This window comes from Lysobacter sp. M15, assembly GCF_022662515.1.
In the GTDB taxonomy this organism is placed as follows: domain Bacteria; phylum Pseudomonadota; class Gammaproteobacteria; order Xanthomonadales; family Xanthomonadaceae; genus JAKPBU01.
On sequence record NZ_JAKPBV010000010.1, the window covers coordinates 18681 to 37842 of the forward strand.

Genomic DNA, 19162 nt, shown 5'->3' on the forward strand with positions numbered 1-19162 from the left:
GAAATGTCCTCAGCCGGCAGCGAACCCCAGCTGGTCGTCCAGTCGATACGCGCTGCGCAGTTCGGCCAGGCCAGGCGGGTCGCCCAGCAGTGCGACGCCGTCCAGCTTCGAGGCCACCTCGGCCAGCAAGGCCAGCCCGGCGCTGTCGATGGAGGCCACCGCGCCCAGGTCCAGCACCCGGACGCCGTCGATCGCAGGCAGCTGCTTCCACAGCGCCGGCACCTGCGCGCGCAACAGAACGCCGGCGAAGCGCAAGGCTTCGCCGGCGCGGGTCACGCTAGCGTTGGCGTCAATTGGTGCTGGCATCGGCCTTGAGCTGGCCGCTGCGCAGATCGGAGGCGACCTGCTTGATCGACTTGCGCTGCAACTCGGCATCGAACTGCTGGCGGAAGGTCTGGACGAAGGACACGCCTTCGACCATCACATCGAACACCTTCCACTGGCTGCCGGACTTGCGCATCAGGTAATCGACCGGGATCGCCTCGCCGCCGCTGCGCAGCAGTTCGCTCGCCACCTTCACCCCCAGGCCGCGCGGCAGCGCGGTCTCGGATTTCACCCGCACCTTGAGCCGGGTGTTGAAGTCCAGCAGCGAGGCGCCGTAGCGCGCCATCAGGTTGTCGGCCAGCGCGTCGGCGAACAGCTTCACGTCGGCATCGGAGGCGCCGCGACCATGGCGGCCCAGCACCTGGCGCGCCGCGTAGTCGCGGTCGAACATGGTATTGAACTCGCCCGACACGAACTGGCGCAGTTTGCCGCGGTCGGCGGTGAACTCCGCGCGGCGGCTCTCCAGCGTGGTCAGGATCCGGGTGCTGTTGTCCAGCACCAGCTTGCTGGGCGAGCCCTGCATGGTGGCGGCAGCAGACTGCTGCTGCGCGAGGCCGACGCCCGGCGTGGCCACAGCGGCGAGCCCGATGGCCAGGGCCAGGGCAAGGAGGTTGCGGGTCATCATGGTGTCGTTTCCGTGGGAGCGGGGGATTCGGCCTCGGGCGCCGGTGCGGCGTCCTCGGGCGAGTCGGGCGCGGAGGATGACCCGGGCCCGCTGAACATGTACTTGCCGACCATCTGCATCAGGTCGACGGCAGGGGTGGTGAAGGCGATTTCATCACCCGGCTTGAGCACCTCGATATCGCCGCCCGGCTGCAGGCCGATGTAACTCTCGCCCAGCAGGCCGGCGGTCTGAATGCCGGCCGAAGTGTCGGCGGGCAGGTCCTTGTAGCGGTCGTCGATGGCCAGGGTCAGCACCGAATCGAGTTTCTGCGGGTCCAGGGTCACCTCGGTGACCCGGCCGATGTTGACCCCGCCGATGCGCACCGGGGCCGATGCGCGCAGCTGGCCGATATTGGTGAAGCGCGCCTTCAGCTCATAGGTACCGGCGTTGCCGAAGGAGAACTTGCCATTGGTCGACGCGAGCGCCAGGACCAGCAGCGAGGCGAGCGCCAGCAGCAGGAAGGCGCCGACGGCAAACTCGAGACGGGGGCCACGGGACATGGGATTACCTCAGGTGGGTCACTTCGTCATTCCCGCGTTCGCGGGGACGACGATCGAAGGGAATGGGGAATGAGCGGCAGTCATGGGTTCCACATCGCCGACAGCACGAAGTTGAACATCAGCACCAGCAGCGAGGCATTCACCACCGCGCGCGTGGTCGCGATCGAGGTGCCTTCGATGGTCGGCTCGGCGTGATAGCCCACGTACGAGGCCACCAGCGCCGAGGTGCCGCCGAACACCGCCGCCTTGACGAAGGCGAACACGAAATCCTTGTCGAAATCGACCGCGTCCTTCATCACCTGCCAGAAGGTGCCGCCGTCGATCCCGATCACGTGCACCGCCTCGAAGTAGCTGGCCGAGATCGCGAAGCTGCAGAAGAACGCCACCAGCAGCGGCACGGTCAGCACCGCCGCCCAGAAGCGCGGCGCCACGGCCTTGGCCACCGGGTCGATCGCCATCAATCCGAGCGCGGTGATCTGGTCGGTGGCGCGCATCAGCCCGAGCTCGGCGGCGATCGAGCTGCCGGCGCGGCCGATGAACAGCAGCGCGGTCAGCACCGGCGCCAGTTCGCGGTACAGCCCCAGTCCCACCAGCGCGCTGATCTGGTTGGACGCGCCGTAGGTTTCCAGCGCGCGATAGCCCAGCAGGGTCACCGACAGGCCGACGAAGGCGCCGCCGACCGCGATGATCGGCAGGGAGCGCGCGCCGACCTTGTAGATCTCGCGAATCAGCTCGGCGAAGAAGTCGGCGGTCGGCTTCGACGCGCGCAGCACCGACAGCGAGAACAGCCCGGCGCGGCCAAGCGAGCGGGTGGCGGCGATGAAGGGCATCAGCGGCCGCCTCCGGCGGCGGGATTCGGGATTCGGGATTCGGGATTGGTGAAAGTGCGCGATCGCACCGGTTCGCGTGCTTTTGCGCGGGCGAATCCCCAATCCCCAATCCCCAATCCCGGCTCCATCACGCCGCCTCCGCGCGCGGTGCGCTGTCGAAACGGATCGGACCATCCGGTTCGCCGCGCAGGAACTGCAGCACCAGCGGATCGGTGGTCGCTTCCAGCTCCGCCGGCGTGCCGGAGAACACGATGCGGCCGTTGGCGATCACGATCGCGCGGTCGGCCACCGGCAGGGTTTCGTGCACGTGGTGGGTCACAATGATGCTGGTCATGCCCAGGCTGTCGTTGAGCCGCGAAATCAGGCTCATGATCACGCCCGAAGCGATCGGGTCCAGCCCGGTCAGCGGCTCGTCGTAGATCATCAGCGGCGGATCCAGGGCCAGCGCGCGCGCCAGCGCCACGCGCCGGGCCATGCCGCCCGAGAGCTCGCGCGGATACAGATCGCCCGCGGTGCGCAGCCCTACCGCATGCAGCTTCATCAGCACCAGGCGTTCGATCACCGGCTTCGGCAACGCGGTGTGCGTGCGCAGCGGCAGCGCGATGTTTTCGGCGACGGTCAGGTCGGTGAGCAGGCCGTTGCCCTGCAGCAGCACGCCGATGCCCTTGCGCAGCTCCAGCAGCTCGCGCTGGCGGCGCGGCACCTGGGTGCCCAGGACTTCGACCGTGCCTGCGGTCTGTTCCAGCTCGCCGGTCAGCGCCGCGAGCAGGGTCGACTTGCCGCTGCCCGAGGGGCCGAGCACTGCCGTGATGCTGCCGCGCGGCACATTGAGGTCGATGCCGGACAGGATCGTCCGCCCGCCGCGGTCGAGGCGCACCCCGGACAGGCGGACGGCGATGTCTTGCGCAGGCACGGGATCGGCGGGCATGGGGTCGTCGTTCGGGTGGGCGGTGCGACCGGATGCGACAGCGCCCGGCCTGGGCCACGAAGGCGCGCAGCTTGGACGGAGCCCGCTGAATCGCGCCGGAGTGACTGAACCGAACGGTACAGGAATCTCCCCGGACGCGCCCGTGACGCAAGTCAGGCCGGGATGCGTGGAACCCCGGAGTCCGGATGCATCCGGCGATGAAAAGCTCCGCTCCGGCCCTGATGGAGCAACGGGTTGGTCATTGCGGCGGGGAAGTCTCAACGCTGACGCCGGCCTGTGGCCTCGAAGACGCGGCGATCGTTCGGCCAGATGCATGACCCGGTCGGAAGCCGACACCGACGCGTGCAGCGATCGGTTGAACCCGCAGCGAAAAAGACTTGTTGCGCGCGAGTCAGGGCGCCAACCGCACCTGCTCCACTCCATCCATATCGTTTCTGGAATAGACGGCGACCAATCCTTCATTGGTCGTGCCGGGGGGATTGGGCGAAGCTCCGTGCACGCGAACATCGCCGCTTCCATTCCGCTGATCGCATCACGCGGCCGATTGCGTCGCCGATCCGATACGACCCGACACTCCGTCCTGCCGATGGCCACCAGAATGAAACGATTCGCACTGGCGCTTGCCGCCTGTATCGCCGTGCTGCCGGCCTGGGCCGGCGACGTCACGTTCACCGAAGTCCACTATGCCGGCGATGACGGCGGCCCGGCCGTCGGTCCGACGCAGTACCGCAATCCGGTCGTCGCCGGCTTTTATCCGGATCCCTCCGCGATCCGCGTCGGCGACGACTTCTATCTGGTCACCTCCACGTTCGGCTATTTCCCGGGCCTGCCGATCTTCCACAGCCGCGACCTGGTGTCGTGGCGGCAGATCGGCAATGCCATCGATCGCGCCGACCAGCTCGACTACGGCGACGACGAGCTGACGCGCGGCCTGTTCGCGCCCACGATCAGCTACCACGACGGCACGTTCTACATCGCCAACACCTGCTTCTACTGCGACGGCGGCAACTTCGTCATCACCGCGAAGGACCCGGCCGGGCCGTGGTCCGATCCGGTGTGGCTGGGGTTCGAGGGCATCGATCCGTCGCTGTTCTTCGACGACGACGGCAGCGCATGGATGGTCAACAACGGCATGCCCCAGGCCAAGCTGCGCTACGAGGGGCATCGCGCGATCTGGCTGCAGCAGTTCGACGTCGCCAGCAAGAAGATGATCGGCCCGCGCACGGTGCTGGTCGACGGCGGCGTCGACCCTGCAGCCAAGCCGGAGCACGTCGAAGGCCCGCACCTGTTCAAGCGCGACGGCTGGTATTACCTGACCGCGGCCGAAGGCGGCACCGGCGAGCAGCATGCGCAGATGATCTGGCGCAGCCGCAAGGTCACCGGTCCCTACGAGCCATGGTCCGGCAATCCGTCGCTGACCCAGCGCGATCTGGATCCGAAGCGGCCCGATCCGGTCACCTCGACCGGACACGCGCAGTTCGTCGATCTGAAGGACGGCTCGTGGTGGGCGGTGTTCCTCGCCACGCGCCCGTATCGCGGCAACCAGTACAACCTGGGGCGCGAAACCTTCCTGCTGCCGGTGACCTGGCGCGACGGCTGGCCGATGGTCCTGCCGCGTGGCGAGCGCGTGCCGGTGGTGCTGGAACGCCCCGCATTGCCGCGGAGCCCGCAGCCGGTGCCGACCAGCGGACCGATCGAATGGAGCGAACGTTTCGGCGCCGAAAAACTGCCGCCGCAATGGATGACGATCCATCCGCCGAAGCAGGCGTGGTTCGACACCGACCGCGACGGCCTGAAGCTCACCCCTTCCCCGACCCCGCTGGGCGGACACGGCAGCGGCGGGCAGCCGGCGTATCTGGCGCATCGCCTGCAGCACCACCATGCGACGCTGTCCGCGACACTGGCGCCCTACAAGCCGGAACCGGGCGAACTGGCCGGGCTGGCGGTATTCCAGAGCGAGGGTTACCACTACATCGTCGGCGTGGAAGGCGATCAAGACGGGGCCGCAGTCGCGCTGTACCGCCGCGCCGGCAAGGACGGCGCCGCGACCGGAGAGCGCATCGCCCGCATCGCACTGCCGTCGTTGCAGCAGCCGGTGTCGCTGCGCTTCCAGCTCGACGGCCCGCGCCTGGACGTGTTCTACGCATTGCAGCCGGGCGCGTGGAAACCGGTCGCGAGCGATCTCGATGCCAGCATCCTGAGCACCGATACCGCCGGCGGCTTCATCGGCGCCACGTTTGGTCCGTACGCATACCGTCCATGACCGGGACGCGGGCGATCGCTTCAGGGCGTCGGCGGTCACCCGACGTATGGCCAACACTCGGCGCCCATACGCGGACGTTCGAACATTGGCTGCGGTGGGGGTAGTGGGCACTTCCTGGCTCGCATGCCAGAAGCCTGCCGGCCCATCCGCCAAACTCGAAGGTAGCGCTCATGCGCGTCGATGCCGCACAAGGTGGGAACGAATGGGATCGAAACTCGCAAAGCTGACCGCCGCATGCGTCGTCGCCGGGGCCTTCTTCTGCCATGGCCCGGTGCGGGCGCAGAGCGCGGAAGGCCATAGCGACTGGCCGGGTCCAGGCCAGCTCTTCGTCGGCACCAACTACCAGTCCGTGGATCGCAGCGACGAGCAGATCAGGCGCGACATCGCGCGGATGAAGCAGGCCGGCTTCAAGGTCGTGCGCGTGGGCGACCTGTCCTGGGATCACTTCGAGCCCGCCGAAGGCAAGTTCGACTTCAAGACCTTCGACTGGATGATGGACGAGCTGCATGCCGCCGGCCTCAAGGTCATCCTCGACATCCCCGGCCAGCCGGCGCCGATCTGGCTGCACCACAAGTACCCGGGCGTCGACATCGTCACCCAGAACGGGGTGCAGCTCGATGCGGCCGAGCGCTACATGGACAACATCAGCGATCCGGATTACAGGCGCCTGCTCGCGCGCATGGCCGACACGCTGACCAGGCGCTATGCGAAGCACCCGGCGCTGTTCGCGATCGGCTACAACAACGAAATCGGCAACGGCTTCGTCTCGTACTCGGAAGCCGACCGCCTGCGTTTCATCGACTGGCTGAAAGAAAAGTACGGCAGCATCGAGGCCCTGAACAAGGCCTGGGCCACGCAGCGCTGGTCGCGCCACATCAACACCTGGGACGAGGTCCGGCTGCCGTACTTCGACGGCCCCGGAGCCTTCGAACGCCAGCTCGACCTGCGCCGCTACTGGTCCGACGTGACCATCGCCACGCTCAGGGACCTGGAAGCGATCCGCAAGCAGAACACGCCCGACAAGCCGGCCATCTCCAATCTCTGGGACACCTCCGGGCGCAAGGGTTTCGATTACCTGGCGACCTACCGCGACTACGTGAGCTACGGCGCGATGGGCTTCTATCCCGGCGAGCCGCTTGGCGCCGCCTTCGACGCGACGATGATCAAGGGCGGCCTGTCGACGCCGACCTGGTTCAACGAATTCACCGCCGGCGGCGGCGGCTACTACGGCACCAGGGGACGCGCGCGCATGTGGGCGCATTTCGGGCTGCTGATCGGCGCGCAGGCGGCGCTGGCATGGACCTGGCACAGCCACCACGGCGGCGAGGAGCAGGCCCTGTTCGGCCTGATCGACCACGACGACCGGCCGTCGTGGAAGCTGGACGAATTCGCCACCATCGCGCGGGAGTTCTCGCAGCTGGAGCAGCTCGGCTTCCCGCGCATGACCCAACCGAAGGTTGCGATCGCCTATTCGTTCGACAATGTCGTTGCCTCCGACCCGAGAGGGCCGTCGAACACCGTCAAGCAGTACATCGGCACGCCGTACCAGAAGCAGGCGCACAACGCCTTCGAGCCGCTGTTCAAGGAAAACATCGACGTTGCCGTCGTCAACATCGGCCACGAGGATCTGAGCCGGTACACGCTAGTCGTCGTGCCGGGCCTTTACCTGCTGGACAAGGCGGCGGCAGAGAACCTGCGCAAGTTCGTCGCCGAAGGCGGCACGGTCATCATGACCGCGTATTCGGCCAAAGTGAACGAGCACAACCAGTGGTACGACACGCCGCTGCCGGGGCGGCTGACCGATGTCTTCGGTCTGCGCACCAACGAGTTCTACAACGCCGGCGCGGTCGCGACCGAGATCGACGGCGAACAGGTCAAGGGCGACATCGGTCATTACGAGGTGCTGGAGCCCTCGACGGCGCAGGTGCTGGCGCGCTTCACCAACATGGAAGGCAATACGCCGTCGATCACGCTGAACCGGTTCGGCAAGGGGCGTGCGATCTACGTCGCCACGCCGGCCCAGCCGCAGATCATGCGGCCCCTGTACCGGCAGCTTTACGCAAGCCTGGGGATCGAGCCGGGGCCCAAGACGCCGGACGGCGTGTACGCGCGCGTGGTCGAAGGCAGGGTGCTGTACGTCAACGCCGCGGGCGAACCCAGGGATGTACCGATCGACGGCACGATGTTGGGCGTGCTCTCGGGCAAGCGCTGGACGGGCACGCTGCAGCTTCCACCCTTCGGTGTCGATTTGCTCGAGAAGTAGGCGGCTGCCCTTGCGGCCGGTCGTGCTTCGGCCAAAGGGCGCCCACCGTGGCGCGTACCAGGCGCCCGGCCTGTGATCGTCGCCGGGCGAGAGAGCTGATTCTCCAGCTCGCGGCCCCCAGTCCCATCGTGTGCGACCCGGCTCCGGCATGATGCCCGCATGCAGGCGCGGCCCGGGTTCCATCTCTATCACTCCAATGCGCTGGACGTGCTCGCGGGCTTGCTGGCGGCGCAGGTGGCGCAGCCGCATGCCGATGGCGACTGGTTGCGCCCGGACGTGGTGCTGGTGCCGCAGTTTTCGATGCGCCGTTGGCTGCAGCAGGCGCTGGCCGAGCATTCGGGGATCTGCGCCAACCTGGAGTTCCTGACCCCCGGCGAATTCGTCGAACGTGCGCTCGACGCGCAGCTGGGCGCAGCCGGTGCCGACCAGCGCCTGGCGCCCGAGGTGCTGCGCTGGCACATCCTGCGCGAGCTGCGGCAGCGTCCGCCTGCGGCGTTGGCCGGTTTCCTGGGCGACGCAGCCAACCCGTTCGAAGGCGGGCGCAAGGCCTGGTCGCTGGCGCGCGCGCTGGCCGACACCTTCGAGAAATACCAGGCCTGGCGCCGCGACTGGCTGCTGGCCTGGGAGTCCCGTTCCAGCCACGGCGCCGCGCGCGACGACTGGCAGGCCACGCTGTGGCGCCGCATCGCGAAGGATCGTGCGCACCGCGCGCGCCGGATCGACGACTACCTGCGCGCACTCGGCGCCGGCGCGGTGCCTGTGGGTCTGCCGCCGCGACTGTTCGTGTTCGCCTGCCAGAACGTCTCGCCCGACGTGCTGCAGGTCATCGCCAGCCAGGCACGCGCGGGCGAGCAGCCGGCTTTCGAACAACATTTCTATTTGCACACGCCCGCGCGCGCCTACTGGGGCGACCTGTCGCGTTACGGCGCCGACTACGCGCCCGCCGACGACGATGCCTTCCTCGGCGCGGCCAATCCCAATCCGCTGCTCGCGGCCTGGGGCCTGGCCGGCCGCGACTTCATCGCCGCGCTCGGCAGCGGCGAGCCGGTGCGCCCGGACTTCGAGCTGGTGCCGTTCGCCGAACCGCCGCGCGACACCCTGCTCGGCAGGCTGCAGGCCGACGTGCTCGACAACGTCGAGTTCGACCCGCGCGCGCACCGCGCTGCCGGCTGGCCGCGCGCGCAGGTGGATCGCACGGATGCCAGCCTGCAGTTCCACGCCTGCCACACCCGCCTGCGCGAGGTGCAAGTACTGCACGACCAGCTGCGCGCGCTGCTGGAGGCGCCGGGCACGCCGGAACGCCCACAGCTGCAGTCGCGCGACATCGCGGTGCTGGCGCCGGACATCGATCTGTACGCACCGCATATCGAAGCGGTGTTCGGCGGCGCGCTCGGCACGCCGCGTGAGATCCCCTACACCATCGCCGACACCAGCCCGCTGGCGAGCGCGCCGCTGGCCGAAGCCTTCCTGCGCCTGCTCGAAGCGCCGCTGCGTCCGCTCTCGGTCGGCGACGTGATCGATCTGCTGGCGGTGCCGGCGGTGGCCGCGCGCTTCGACGTGGACGATGCCGGCCGCGGCGCGCTGCAGGATTGGCTGGAATCGGCCGGCGCGCGCTTCGGCCTGGACGCCGCCGACCGCACCGCCGCGCAGGCCGGGGGCGGCAACGCCTACACGGTGGAATTCGCGCTCGATCGCCTGCTATTGGGTTACGCGACGGGCGCGGAAGAGGACGTCGGCGCGGGCGCCGATGCGGTGGCGCCCTGGCCGGAGCTGGAAGGCCAGGCCGCCGACGCGCTCGACGCCGCGCTGTGCCTGCTCGCGCTGCTGCGCGAGGCGCGCGACCGGCTCGCCGGCGAACAGACGCCGGCGCGCTGGCAGCAGCTGCTCGAAGACCTGCTCGAACGCGCGTTTGCGCCCGAGCGCGACAGCGCCGATGCCGCCGTGCTCAAGCGCCTGCGCAAGGCGATCGCCGGCTTCGCGCAGGGCGCGCGCGAGGCCGGCTTCGACCTGCCGGTCGAGCACGCGGTGGTGCTCGAACACCTGCGTGCGGAACTGTCGTCCAGCGATGCGCGCGCGCCGTTCCTATCCGGCGGCGTGTGCTTCGGGCGCATGGTGCCGATGCGGCTGATCCCGTTCCAGGTGGTGTGCGTGCTGGGGCTGGAGGAAAGCGCCTTCCCCGGGCGCGACGCGCGCGATCCGCTCAACCGCATCGCCGCGGCGCTGGACACGCGCGAGCGCCGGGTCGGCGATCCGTCGCGCCGCGACGCCGACCGTTACCTGTTCCTGCAGCTGTTCGCCTCCGCCGGCCGCGTGCTGTATCTGAGCTGGTGCGGCATGGATCCGCGCGACAACGCGCGCCGCGAACCGTCCGCGGTGCTGAGCGAACTGCTCGATGCCGCCACGGCCTGCCACGCGCCTGAAGACGACACCGCCGCCGCGGCGGTACGCGAGGCGCTGGTGGTCCGGCATGCGCTGCAGCCGTTCGCGCCGGCTGCATTCGGCGCCGCGCACGAGGGCGAAGCGCTGCCCGAAGGCATCGTGCACGAGCCGCGCCGCTTCAGCTTCGACGCGCGCTGGCATCCGGCGGCGATAGGGGCGCTTGGTGATCGACCTGTGGGAGCGGCCGGTGAGCCGGCACCGGTGTTCGCGCCGCCCGCACTGCAGCTGCCGCACCGCGCGCACGCAGACGGTGCGTTCGTCGCCCTCGACCGGTTGCGCCGTACGCTGCTACGCCCGCATGCGGTGTACCTGCAGGACGGCCTGGGCATGCGCCTGCCAGAGGACGAACCGCCGCTGCCGGAACACGAGCCGCTCGGCGCGCCCGACGCCCTGCAGAACTACGGCCTGCGCCATGCCGTGTTCGACGCCTGGCTGCGCGCGCGTGGGCGCCCCGCACTGCAGGCGCTGCATGCGCGGCTGCTGGCGCGCGCGCAGGTGGCGCCGGGCGCGGACGGCCGCGCCACCGTGGCGGCGCTGGTCGACGACCTGGCGCCGTTCGCGGATGCGGCCCTGCACGCGGGCTTCGGCGCGGAGGGTGCGCGCGTGTCGTTCCGCACCGGACTCGGGCCCTTCGGCATCGACGGCGCCCTCGACGGCGTCCACGGCCAACGCGTGCTGCGGGTAGTGCTCAATCCCGGCGGCGTGCACGGCGGCCACGCGGTGCGGCACGGGCTCGACCGCCTGTGCGCGGCGCTGCTCGGGCTGGAACTGCACGAGCTGGCGGTGGCGGAGAAGGGCGCCGAACCACGAGTCGAGCCGTACGTCATGCCGGATCCGGATACGGCCAAGGCGATGCTCGCCTCGCTACTGGCCCTGCGCGCGGACGCGTTGCGCGCGCCATTGGTGTTCCTGCCCAAGGCGGGCTGGCGCTATGTGCGCACGCTGGAGGACAAGCGCAGCGAGGAGGCCGCGCTCAAGGCCGCGCGCGAATGCTGGAGCGGGCAGGGCTGGAACGCTAGCCGCGCCGAAGCCGGCGATGCGACCGCGCTCGCGCTGCGCGGCCGCGCGCCGTTCGACGACGCGCTCGATGACGCCACGCGCGAGGCGGCCGAAGCCCGCTTCGCCGCCACTGCGGTCGCCGTCTTCGATGCGCTCGAAGGCCACGGCGCCGTCGACCCGGAGGCGCTGCGATGAGCGCCACCGTGTTCGACACGCCGCTGCGCGCGCGCAGCCTGATCGAGGCCAGCGCCGGCACCGGCAAGACCTGGGCGCTGGCCGGATTGTTCGCGCGCGCGGTGATCGTCGAGAAGCTGCGCGTGCCGCAGATCCTCGCGGTCACCTACACCGTTGCCGCCACCCAGGAACTGCACGAGCGCGTGCGCCTGCGCCTGCAGCAGGCGGCCGCGCTCGCCCGCGGCTGGCAGGCGGGGGATCCGGACGAAGTTGAAGACGATGCGCCCGACACCGCGCTGCTGCGCCGCCTGATCCACAGTGCCGTGCAGGCCGGCGAGTCGCCTGAAGCCTTGCGCCTGCGCCTATCGCGCGCCGCGCGCGAAATGGACCTGGCCGCGATCACCACCATCCACGGCTTCTGCCAGCGGGTGCTGGCCGAACACGCACTCGCCACCGGCCAGCCATTGCTCGCCGCGGAACTGATCCCCGGCAACGATGCCCAGCGCACCGCGCTCGCGGTGGCGCTGTGGCGGGCATGGTCGCGCGATCCGGCCGAGGCCGATTTCCTGCAGCGCTGGTTCGGCGACATCGCAGGTCTCGCCGACGCGCTGCGCACCCTGCTGGCGCCCGAACCGCTGCTGCCCGAAGCGCCTGCGGATGGCTGTGCCCGCCGCGATGCGGCGTGGGGCGCGTTGCGTGCCGAGTTCGCCGTCAACGGCGAGGCCGTGCGCGAGGAATTGTTGGCCGCGCTGCGCACCCGCGTGCTGAGCGGAGCCAAGGACAAGCGCATTCCCGTCGATGTGTTGTGCGACTGGCTTGCCGCGCAGGCGGAATCCTCGCCGCTGCATCCACATCCGGAACTGTGGCGGCTGACGCCGGAGGCGATCGAAGCCGCCTACCTCAAGAGCTCGCGCGCCGCCGTGCCGCGCCCGGCGTTGGGTGAACGCATCGCCGACTGGCTGCAGGCGATGGAACGCTGCGACCTGCAGCGCCTGCACGCCCTGCGCGCCGATGCGCGCGCGCGCGATGCTGCCGACAAGCAGGCCTTCCACTATCGCGATTACGACGACCTGGTCGCCGCCGTGCACGCGGCCACCCAGGACCCGGACGTCGCCGACGCACTCGCCGCCGCGCTGCGCGGGCAGTTCCCGCTGGTGCTGGTGGACGAATTCCAGGACACCGACGCGCGCCAGTGGACGATCTTCGAGCGCCTGTTCGATGCCGATGCCGATGCCGATGCCGGCGGCGGTGGCGGCCTGCTCCTGGTCGGCGACCCCAAGCAGGCGATCTACCGCTTCCGCGGCGGCGACGTGGAAACCTATCTGCTGGCCGGGCAGGGCGCGCACCGCGCCGACCCACTGCTGCGCAACTTCCGCGCGCGGCCCTGCGTGCTGGCCGCGGTCAATGCGCTGTTCGACGCGGAGCGTTTCGGCCAGGACCTGCTCGGCAAGGGCATCGGCTACACGCCCAGCGAACCCGGCCGCGCCGCCGAATGCGATGCGCACCTGCTGCGCGACGGCGCGCCCATGCCTCCGCTCACCTTCCACGCCGTGCCGCCGCGCGTGGTGGAAAAGAACGGCAAACCCGAACCGAAGGATTGGGACAAACCCGAGTCCACCCGCATCGCCGCGCGCCTGTGCGCGCAGGCCATCGCCGGCCTGCTGCGCGACGCGCAGGGCGGCCGCGCCTCGCGCTTCGACGGCGCCGCGCTGCGCCCGCTGCTGCCGCGCGACATGGCGGTGCTGGTGCGGGTGCACGACGAAGCCGCCGCGGTGCGCCAGGCGCTGGCGGAGGTCGGCGTGCCTGCGGTCAGTGCCGGCCGCGGCAGCCTGTACGCCGGTCCACAGGCGCGCAGCCTGCTCGCGCTGCTGCTTGCGCTGGCCGCACCGGGCGACGAGCGCCGCCTGCGCGCGGCGCTGGCCACGCCGCTGTTCGGTTTCGACGCCGCCGCGCTGTGCGCGCTGGAAGACGACGGCGACGCGCTGCGCCGCTGGCAGGACGACGTCATGCGCTGGCGCCTGCGCTGGGAGCAGCACGGCCCCCAGGCGATGCTGGCCGACGTGCTGGCGCAGCAGGCACCGCGGCTGCTGGCCCAGGCCGAGGGCGAACGCGAACTGACCTACCTGCTGCAGCTGGGCGAACTGATGCAGGAAGCGCGCGCCTCGGCCTTCGACACCCGTGGCCTCGGCCCGCGCGGGCAGATCGACTGGCTGCAGGCGGCGATCGCGCATGCCGATCCGGGCGACGAAACCCAGTGGCCGCGGCTGGAATCCGATGCCGGCCGCGTGCAGATCCTCACCCTGCACGCCAGCAAGGGCCTGGAGTTCCCGCTGGTGTTCCTGCCGTTCGTGGGCATCGGCCGCATGGACGGCGTGCGCGGCAACGTGGTCGATTACCACGCAGGCGATGGCACGCGCGTGCGCCAGTGGAAGACCGAGGACGTGCACGGCAGCGAGCCCGCATGGAAAGACGCCTGCGAGCGGTCGAAGATCGAGGCCGACGCCGAGGACATGCGCCTGCTCTACGTCGGCCTGACCCGCGCGCGCGATGCGCTGTGGCTGTGCGGCGGCGCGTTCGCCAACCATCGCAACACCGCGCTGTTCCGCCTGCTCGGCCGCAGCAACGTGCCCGATGCCGACCTGCAGCGCGCGCTCGACGGCCTGCTCGACCTGCACGCAGGCCTGCCGCCGCCACGCCCCGCACGCCTGCCGCCGCAGCCCGCGCCGCCGGTGCCCGCGCCGCGCACGCCAACGCGCACGCTGCGCCGCGACTGGTGGATCCATAGCTTCAGCCAGCTGCACCGGCAGCGCGCGCACGGCACCCTGGTCCCGGTCGACGAAGCCCCGGCCGACGACGAGCGCCCGCTGGCCGTGCTCGAACTCGCACCGACCCGCTTCGGCGGCACCCGCTTCGGCAACGCGCTGCACCAGGCGCTGGAACACGTCGACTTCGCGCGCTGGCGCGACTGCGACGGTGAGCCGGTACCCGAAGGCGAATCGCGCCACCTCGAACAGGCCCTGCGCGACCAGGACTACCCCGACGGCGACCTCGCCGACGGCGTGCGCGAACTGGCAAACCTCGTCGCGCGCACGCTCAACGCGGCGTTGCCGGTAACTGCCGCTCCCTCGCCGCTCCCAGCGTCTCTCGAATCCGTTCGTCCTGAGCGTAGCGCCGAAGGCGCGAAGTCGAAGGACGCATCTCGCCAGGAGCATCCTTCGACTCCGGCGCTGCGCGCCTACGCTCAGGACGAACGGGATGGAGAGACGGAGTCCGAACACGCCGTACGGCTGTGCGATATCCCGCCGCACGACCGCATCGCCGAACTCGAATTCCATTTCACCCTCGCCGGCACCGACACCCGCGCCCTGCTCGCACTGCTGCACGCGCACGGCATCGCCCGCGACCGCCGCGACTTCGGCGCGTGGCCGCGGCTGTCGGGCCTGATGAACGGCAAGATCGACCTCACCTGTCGCATCGGTGGCCACGCCTACGTGCTCGACTACAAGTCCAACCGCCTGCCGGCCTTCGACGACGCCAGCCTGTCCCAGGCCATGGCCGCCAGCGAATACGAGCTGCAGGCGCTGCTGTACGTCGTCGCCCTGCACCGCTGGCTGCGCCTGCGCCGCGGCGCGGGCTACGACTACGAACGCGACATCGGCGGCGCGCTGTACCTGTTCTGCCGCGGCCTGGCACCCGGCAGTGCGCAGGGCATCGCCACGCTCGTCTTCCCGCGCGCGCTAGTAGAAGGCGCGGACGCGCTGTTCGCAGGAGGCGCCGCATGAGCCGCCCGCCGATCGAATCCGACGCACCGCGCGCTGTCGACGAAGCCTTCGCCGCGCTGCTCCAGCGGCTCGACCCCGCCACCGACCCGCGCGTGCTGCATGCCGCGCGCCGTGCGATGCAGGCCGTGGCACAGGGGCACGCCGCGCTCGACCTGCACGAACTCGCGCGCGAACCACGTGACGGCGCGAGCGACCACGATGCGCCCGAACCCTGGCGCCGCGCGCTGCAGGCTTCGCGCTGGGTCGACACGCCCGATGTCGACGCAGCCGCAGCGCCCGACGCACCGCTGGTGCTCGAACGTGACCTGCTCTACCTGCGCCGCTACCGCGAGTACGAACGCCGCCTCGCGCTCGGCCTGCGCCGCATCGCCGCGCAGCCGCTCACCGCCAGCGATCTCGGCGCACTCGCGCCGCTGTTCGCGCAGCTGTTTCCCACCGCTGCCGCAACCGCGCCGGCGCACGCGGCGGAGACGCCAGAACCGCGCAACCTCGAACTCTTTCCGCTGCCATCCGCAGAAGGCGGCAAACCCACCTCGCCCGCGCGTGGAAGCAAAGCAGCGCGCGAATCCACCTCTCCCGCTCGCGGGAGAGGTCGCGCCGCAGCCGCGGGTGAGGGCGCCCTTCCCGATGACGACCAAGCCCGCGCCGCCGCCCTCGCCCTGGTCCGCAACCTGCTGCTCATCACCGGCGGCCCCGGCACCGGCAAGACCACCACGCTCGCGCGCATGTTGGTGCTGCTCATCGCCCAGCACCGCGCGCTCGACGACGCACCGCCGCGCATCGCGCTGGCCGCGCCCACCGGGCGCGCCGCCGAACGCATGGCGCAAAGCATGGCCCAGGCGCGCGATGCGCTGCACGCGGCCGGCGTCGACGCGGCCCTGCTCGACGCGCTGCCCACCCAGGCTCGCACCCTGCACCGCCTGCTCGGCCCCATCCCCGACCGCCCGCGCTTCCGCCACGACGCCGCACATCCGCTCGCCTACGACGTGGTGGTGATGGACGAAGCCTCGATGGTCGACCTGCCGCTGATGTGCAAGCTGGTCGAAGCCGTGCCCGACGGCGCCCTGCTGGTGCTGGTCGGCGACCCGGACCAGCTGCCCTCGGTTGAAGCCGGCGACGTGCTCGCCTCCATCGTCCATGCCGCCGGCGACGGCACCCACCTCGCCCCCGCAGACGCCGAAGCCCTGCGCCCCCTGCTCGGCGATAGTGCCCTTGTAGGAGCGGCCCTTGGCCGCGACCACGCAACCGAACCACCCGCCACACCCTTCGCCCACCACCGCGTCCACCTCCGCCGCGGCTGGCGCCAGTCCGAAGCCCTCGACCTCGCACCGCTCGCCGACTCCGTGCGCGCGGGCGATGGCGAACGCGCACTCGCCCTGCTGCAAGGCCAGTCGCTGCGCGGCGTCACGTTCCACCCTGGCCTGTCCGATCCGCTGGCCGCCGCCACCCGCGAACCGCTGCTCGCCACCTGGCGCGCGCTCGCCGATGCACACGACCCGCGCGCCGCGCTCGACCAGGCCGCGCGCCTGCGCCTGCTCACCGCCGTGCGCGCCGGCCCGCAGGGCGCGGTGCAGCTCAACGCGCGCATCGAGGAAGCGCTCGCCGGCACCCAGCGCGACCGCTACTTCCACGGCCGCCTACTGCTGGTCACCGAAAACAGCTACCGCCACGGCCTGTTCAACGGCGACATCGGCGTGTGCCTGCGCGACGCCGGCGGCGCGCTGGTGGCCTGGTTCGCCAATGGCAGCGACGTGCGCGGCTTCCACCCCGGCACCCTGCCCGCGCACGAGGGCGCCTTCGCCATGACCGTGCACAAGGCCCAGGGCTCGGAATTCGATGCCGTCTGGCTGCTGCTCCCCACCCGCCCCAACCGCGTGCTCTCGCGCGAGCTCATCTACACCGGCATCACCCGCGCGCGGCGCGAGCTGCATGTGGCGGGCAGTGCGGAAGTGATCGAAGCCGCGCTGGGGCGGCATGTGGGGCGGTGGTCGGGGTTGGGGTGGCGCCTCTCTTCTTGAAAACCTGGCTGTCAGCTGCACCCGCACCGGGCCCCGCTATGCCGGCGCCGATGCCGAAGTCAAACGCTCGTGCAGCGGTTTTCTGTAGCCTCGGCTCACCGGCAGCTCGACCCCGCTGCGCAGCACCACCGCATATTCCCCCGAGCTTTGCAGCTCGAGCCCGCGGATGCGCTCGAAGTTGACGATGGTCGAGCGGTGGATGCGGATGAAGCTCTCGCCCAGGTCGCGTTCGAGTTCCGACAGGGTGCGGCGGATCACGTGCGTCTCGCGTCCGATGTGCAGGCAGGCGTAGTAGCTCGCGGCTTCCACCCAGTCGATGTCCGCCACATCGACGAACAGCAGCCGTCCCGGCGATTTGACGGCGATCCGGCGCGGCGCCTGCCGATGTGCGGCGTAGTGCGCGATCTTTTCCTTCGCGCGGGCCAGCGCCCGCATGAAGCGCGCATCGTCGAACGGCTTGAGCAGATAGTCGAGCGCGCCGGCCTCGAATGCACGCAGCGCATGTTCGTCGTGGGCGGTCACGAAGATGATCGTGCGCGGCAGGTCGGTGCCCAGCGATTCGAGCACATCGAAGCCGCCGCACTCGGGCATCTGCACGTCCAGGAACACCAGATCGGGTTTGCGCTGGCGAATGACCGCGATGGCCTCCGCGCCCGAGGCGCATTCCTCGATCGCTCCGATGTCGGGGTCGTCGCGCAGCAGGAGCGTGAGATTGCGCCGGGCCAGCGCCTCGTCGTCGACGACGAGCGTGCTGATCGTGCCGCCGCCGCGTTCGGACGCCGTCATGTGCGTACCGCCAACGGCAACGTCACCACCACTTCCACGCCGCCCGCCACGTTGCCGACGCGCAGGCTGGCAGCATCGCCGTGCATGATCTGCAGCCGCCTGCGCAGGTTCGCCAGGCCGACGCCGGCGCCCTTCGATTCCCAGTCGTCCGCGACCGCCGCGCCGTCGTTGTAGACGCTCAGACGCAGCGCCGCGTCTTGCCTCGCTGCCGCAACACGCACCGCGCCGCCCGCCACCCGCTCGGCGATCCCATGCTTGATCGCGTTTTCCACCAGCGGCTGCAGCAGCAGGCTCGGCACCCGCGTGTCCATCAGGGCTTCCGGAATCTCCATGCTGTAGGCAAGGCGCTCGCCAAAGCGCACCTTCTGGATGTCGATGTAGCGCTGCAGGTACTCGACCTCCTCGGCGAGCGTCACCTCCGGCCGGTGGAAGTCCTGCGATGCGCGCCGCAGGATCTCGCTCAAGCCCACGATCATGCTCACCGCCGCCGGATTGCGCCCGTCGCGCACCAGCCCGGCGATGGAATTGAGCGTGTTGAACATGAAGTGCGGCTCCATCTGGCGCGACAGCGCCGCCAGCTGCGCTTTCGAAAGCTCCGCGTTGAGCTGCGCGGCCTCGGTCACCTTGCGCGCCACCTTGTCGCGCGAGTCCACCAGGTAGGTGATGGTCAGGATCAACGCGTAGGCGAACACACAGATCAGCCCGTGAAAGATCAGCGTTGCGCCCAGGGTGTCGAAAAACTCCGGCGCCTGGCGATGGGTCCAGGGATTGAACAGCATCTGGATCGCCGCCGACCACGCCTCCGCGATCACGGTGATCGCGAGCAGCGCAGACAGATGGGCTGCGATGCCGCGCGCCGTCGGCGCCGGAACCAGCGGATGGCGCCGGGCCAGGCCGATGACGAACGGGGTGGCCAGCGCCCAGGGCAGCCACGCGGCCACCTCGGTCGCGAACAGCAGCCACTCTCCGCCGCGCTTGCCCAGCGCATGCAGGATGAAGACGGATTGCGTGGCCTCGAACACCGCGCCGGCAAACCAGAACACGGCGATCCATCGCCAGCTGATGGTCTGCGCGGACGGAGCAGCGGCGTGGTCCATGGCGGCGATCTTAGTCCAGGACCAGGCGCGCGCCGCGCCGATGCAGCGAACCGCCAGATGGCTGCAGCGAGCTGCCTTCGCCGACGCGATCGGCG

The 19162-nt window shown here is 70.3% G+C and carries 11 protein-coding genes and 1 pseudogene; 5 read left to right on the forward strand and 7 right to left on the reverse strand.

Features of this window, described 5'->3' with window-relative positions; all coding sequences use genetic code 11:
- Window positions 1-9 precede the first annotated feature (9 nt).
- From MC380_RS08180 to MC380_RS08200, 5 genes are all read right to left on the reverse strand, one after another.
- Entirely contained in the window at window positions 10-306 is a 297-nt protein-coding gene (locus MC380_RS08180) for an STAS domain-containing protein (protein ID WP_242164086.1), read from the reverse strand.
- Window positions 290-946: an ABC transporter substrate-binding protein gene (locus MC380_RS08185; protein ID WP_242102091.1), complete on the reverse strand. Its 657-nt coding sequence runs from the start codon at window positions 944-946 to the stop codon at window positions 290-292. The genes MC380_RS08180 and MC380_RS08185 overlap by 17 nt, the downstream gene beginning before the upstream one ends.
- Complete coding sequence (gene mlaD / locus MC380_RS08190) at window positions 946-1488, reverse strand: outer membrane lipid asymmetry maintenance protein MlaD (RefSeq protein WP_242102090.1); 543 nt, start codon at window positions 1486-1488, stop codon at window positions 946-948. Before mlaD ends, MC380_RS08185 begins: the two co-directional genes overlap by 1 nt.
- Before the next feature lie 80 nt (window positions 1489-1568).
- Window positions 1569-2318, reverse strand: coding sequence for an MlaE family lipid ABC transporter permease subunit (locus MC380_RS08195; protein WP_242102089.1), 750 nt, complete (start codon window positions 2316-2318; stop codon window positions 1569-1571).
- 127 nt (window positions 2319-2445) lie between these two features.
- Window positions 2446-3246 carry an ATP-binding cassette domain-containing protein gene (locus MC380_RS08200; RefSeq protein WP_242164089.1) on the reverse strand — a complete coding sequence of 267 codons (801 nt, stop codon included), beginning with the start codon at window positions 3244-3246 and terminating at the stop codon, window positions 2446-2448.
- 598 nt (window positions 3247-3844) lie between these two features.
- Here MC380_RS08200 and MC380_RS08205 point away from each other — a divergent pair.
- The 5 genes and pseudogenes from MC380_RS08205 to recD all read left to right on the forward strand — a co-directional run.
- Entirely contained in the window at window positions 3845-5509 is a 1665-nt protein-coding gene (locus MC380_RS08205) for a glycoside hydrolase family 43 protein (RefSeq protein ID WP_242164091.1), read from the forward strand.
- A 202-nt stretch (window positions 5510-5711) separates the two neighbouring features.
- Window positions 5712-7772, forward strand: coding sequence for a beta-galactosidase (locus MC380_RS08210; protein ID WP_242164093.1), 2061 nt, complete (start codon window positions 5712-5714; stop codon window positions 7770-7772).
- Between the two features lie 159 nt (window positions 7773-7931).
- Window positions 7932-11405 carry an exodeoxyribonuclease V subunit gamma gene (recC, locus tag MC380_RS08215; RefSeq protein ID WP_242164095.1) on the forward strand — a complete coding sequence of 1158 codons (3474 nt, stop codon included), beginning with the start codon at window positions 7932-7934 and terminating at the stop codon, window positions 11403-11405.
- Window positions 11402-15166, forward strand: coding sequence for an exodeoxyribonuclease V subunit beta (locus MC380_RS08220; RefSeq protein ID WP_242164097.1), 3765 nt, complete (start codon window positions 11402-11404; stop codon window positions 15164-15166). The genes recC and MC380_RS08220 overlap by 4 nt, the downstream gene beginning before the upstream one ends.
- A pseudogene (gene recD / locus MC380_RS08225) lies at window positions 15163-17267 on the forward strand (exodeoxyribonuclease V subunit alpha); the annotation flags it as partial. The gene MC380_RS08220 and the pseudogene recD, both read left to right, overlap by 4 nt.
- On the opposite strand, the gene MC380_RS08230 reads toward recD, so the two are convergent.
- Both MC380_RS08230 and MC380_RS08235 read right to left on the reverse strand, forming a co-directional pair.
- Complete coding sequence (locus MC380_RS08230; RefSeq protein WP_242164099.1) at window positions 17221-17970, reverse strand: response regulator; 750 nt, start codon at window positions 17968-17970, stop codon at window positions 17221-17223. The pseudogene recD and the gene MC380_RS08230 overlap by 47 nt on opposite strands.
- Window positions 17967-19067, reverse strand: a complete 1101-nt coding sequence (locus MC380_RS08235) for a histidine kinase (RefSeq protein ID WP_242164101.1) — start codon at window positions 19065-19067, stop codon at window positions 17967-17969. Before MC380_RS08235 ends, MC380_RS08230 begins: the two co-directional genes overlap by 4 nt.
- Window positions 19068-19162 lie beyond the last annotated feature (95 nt).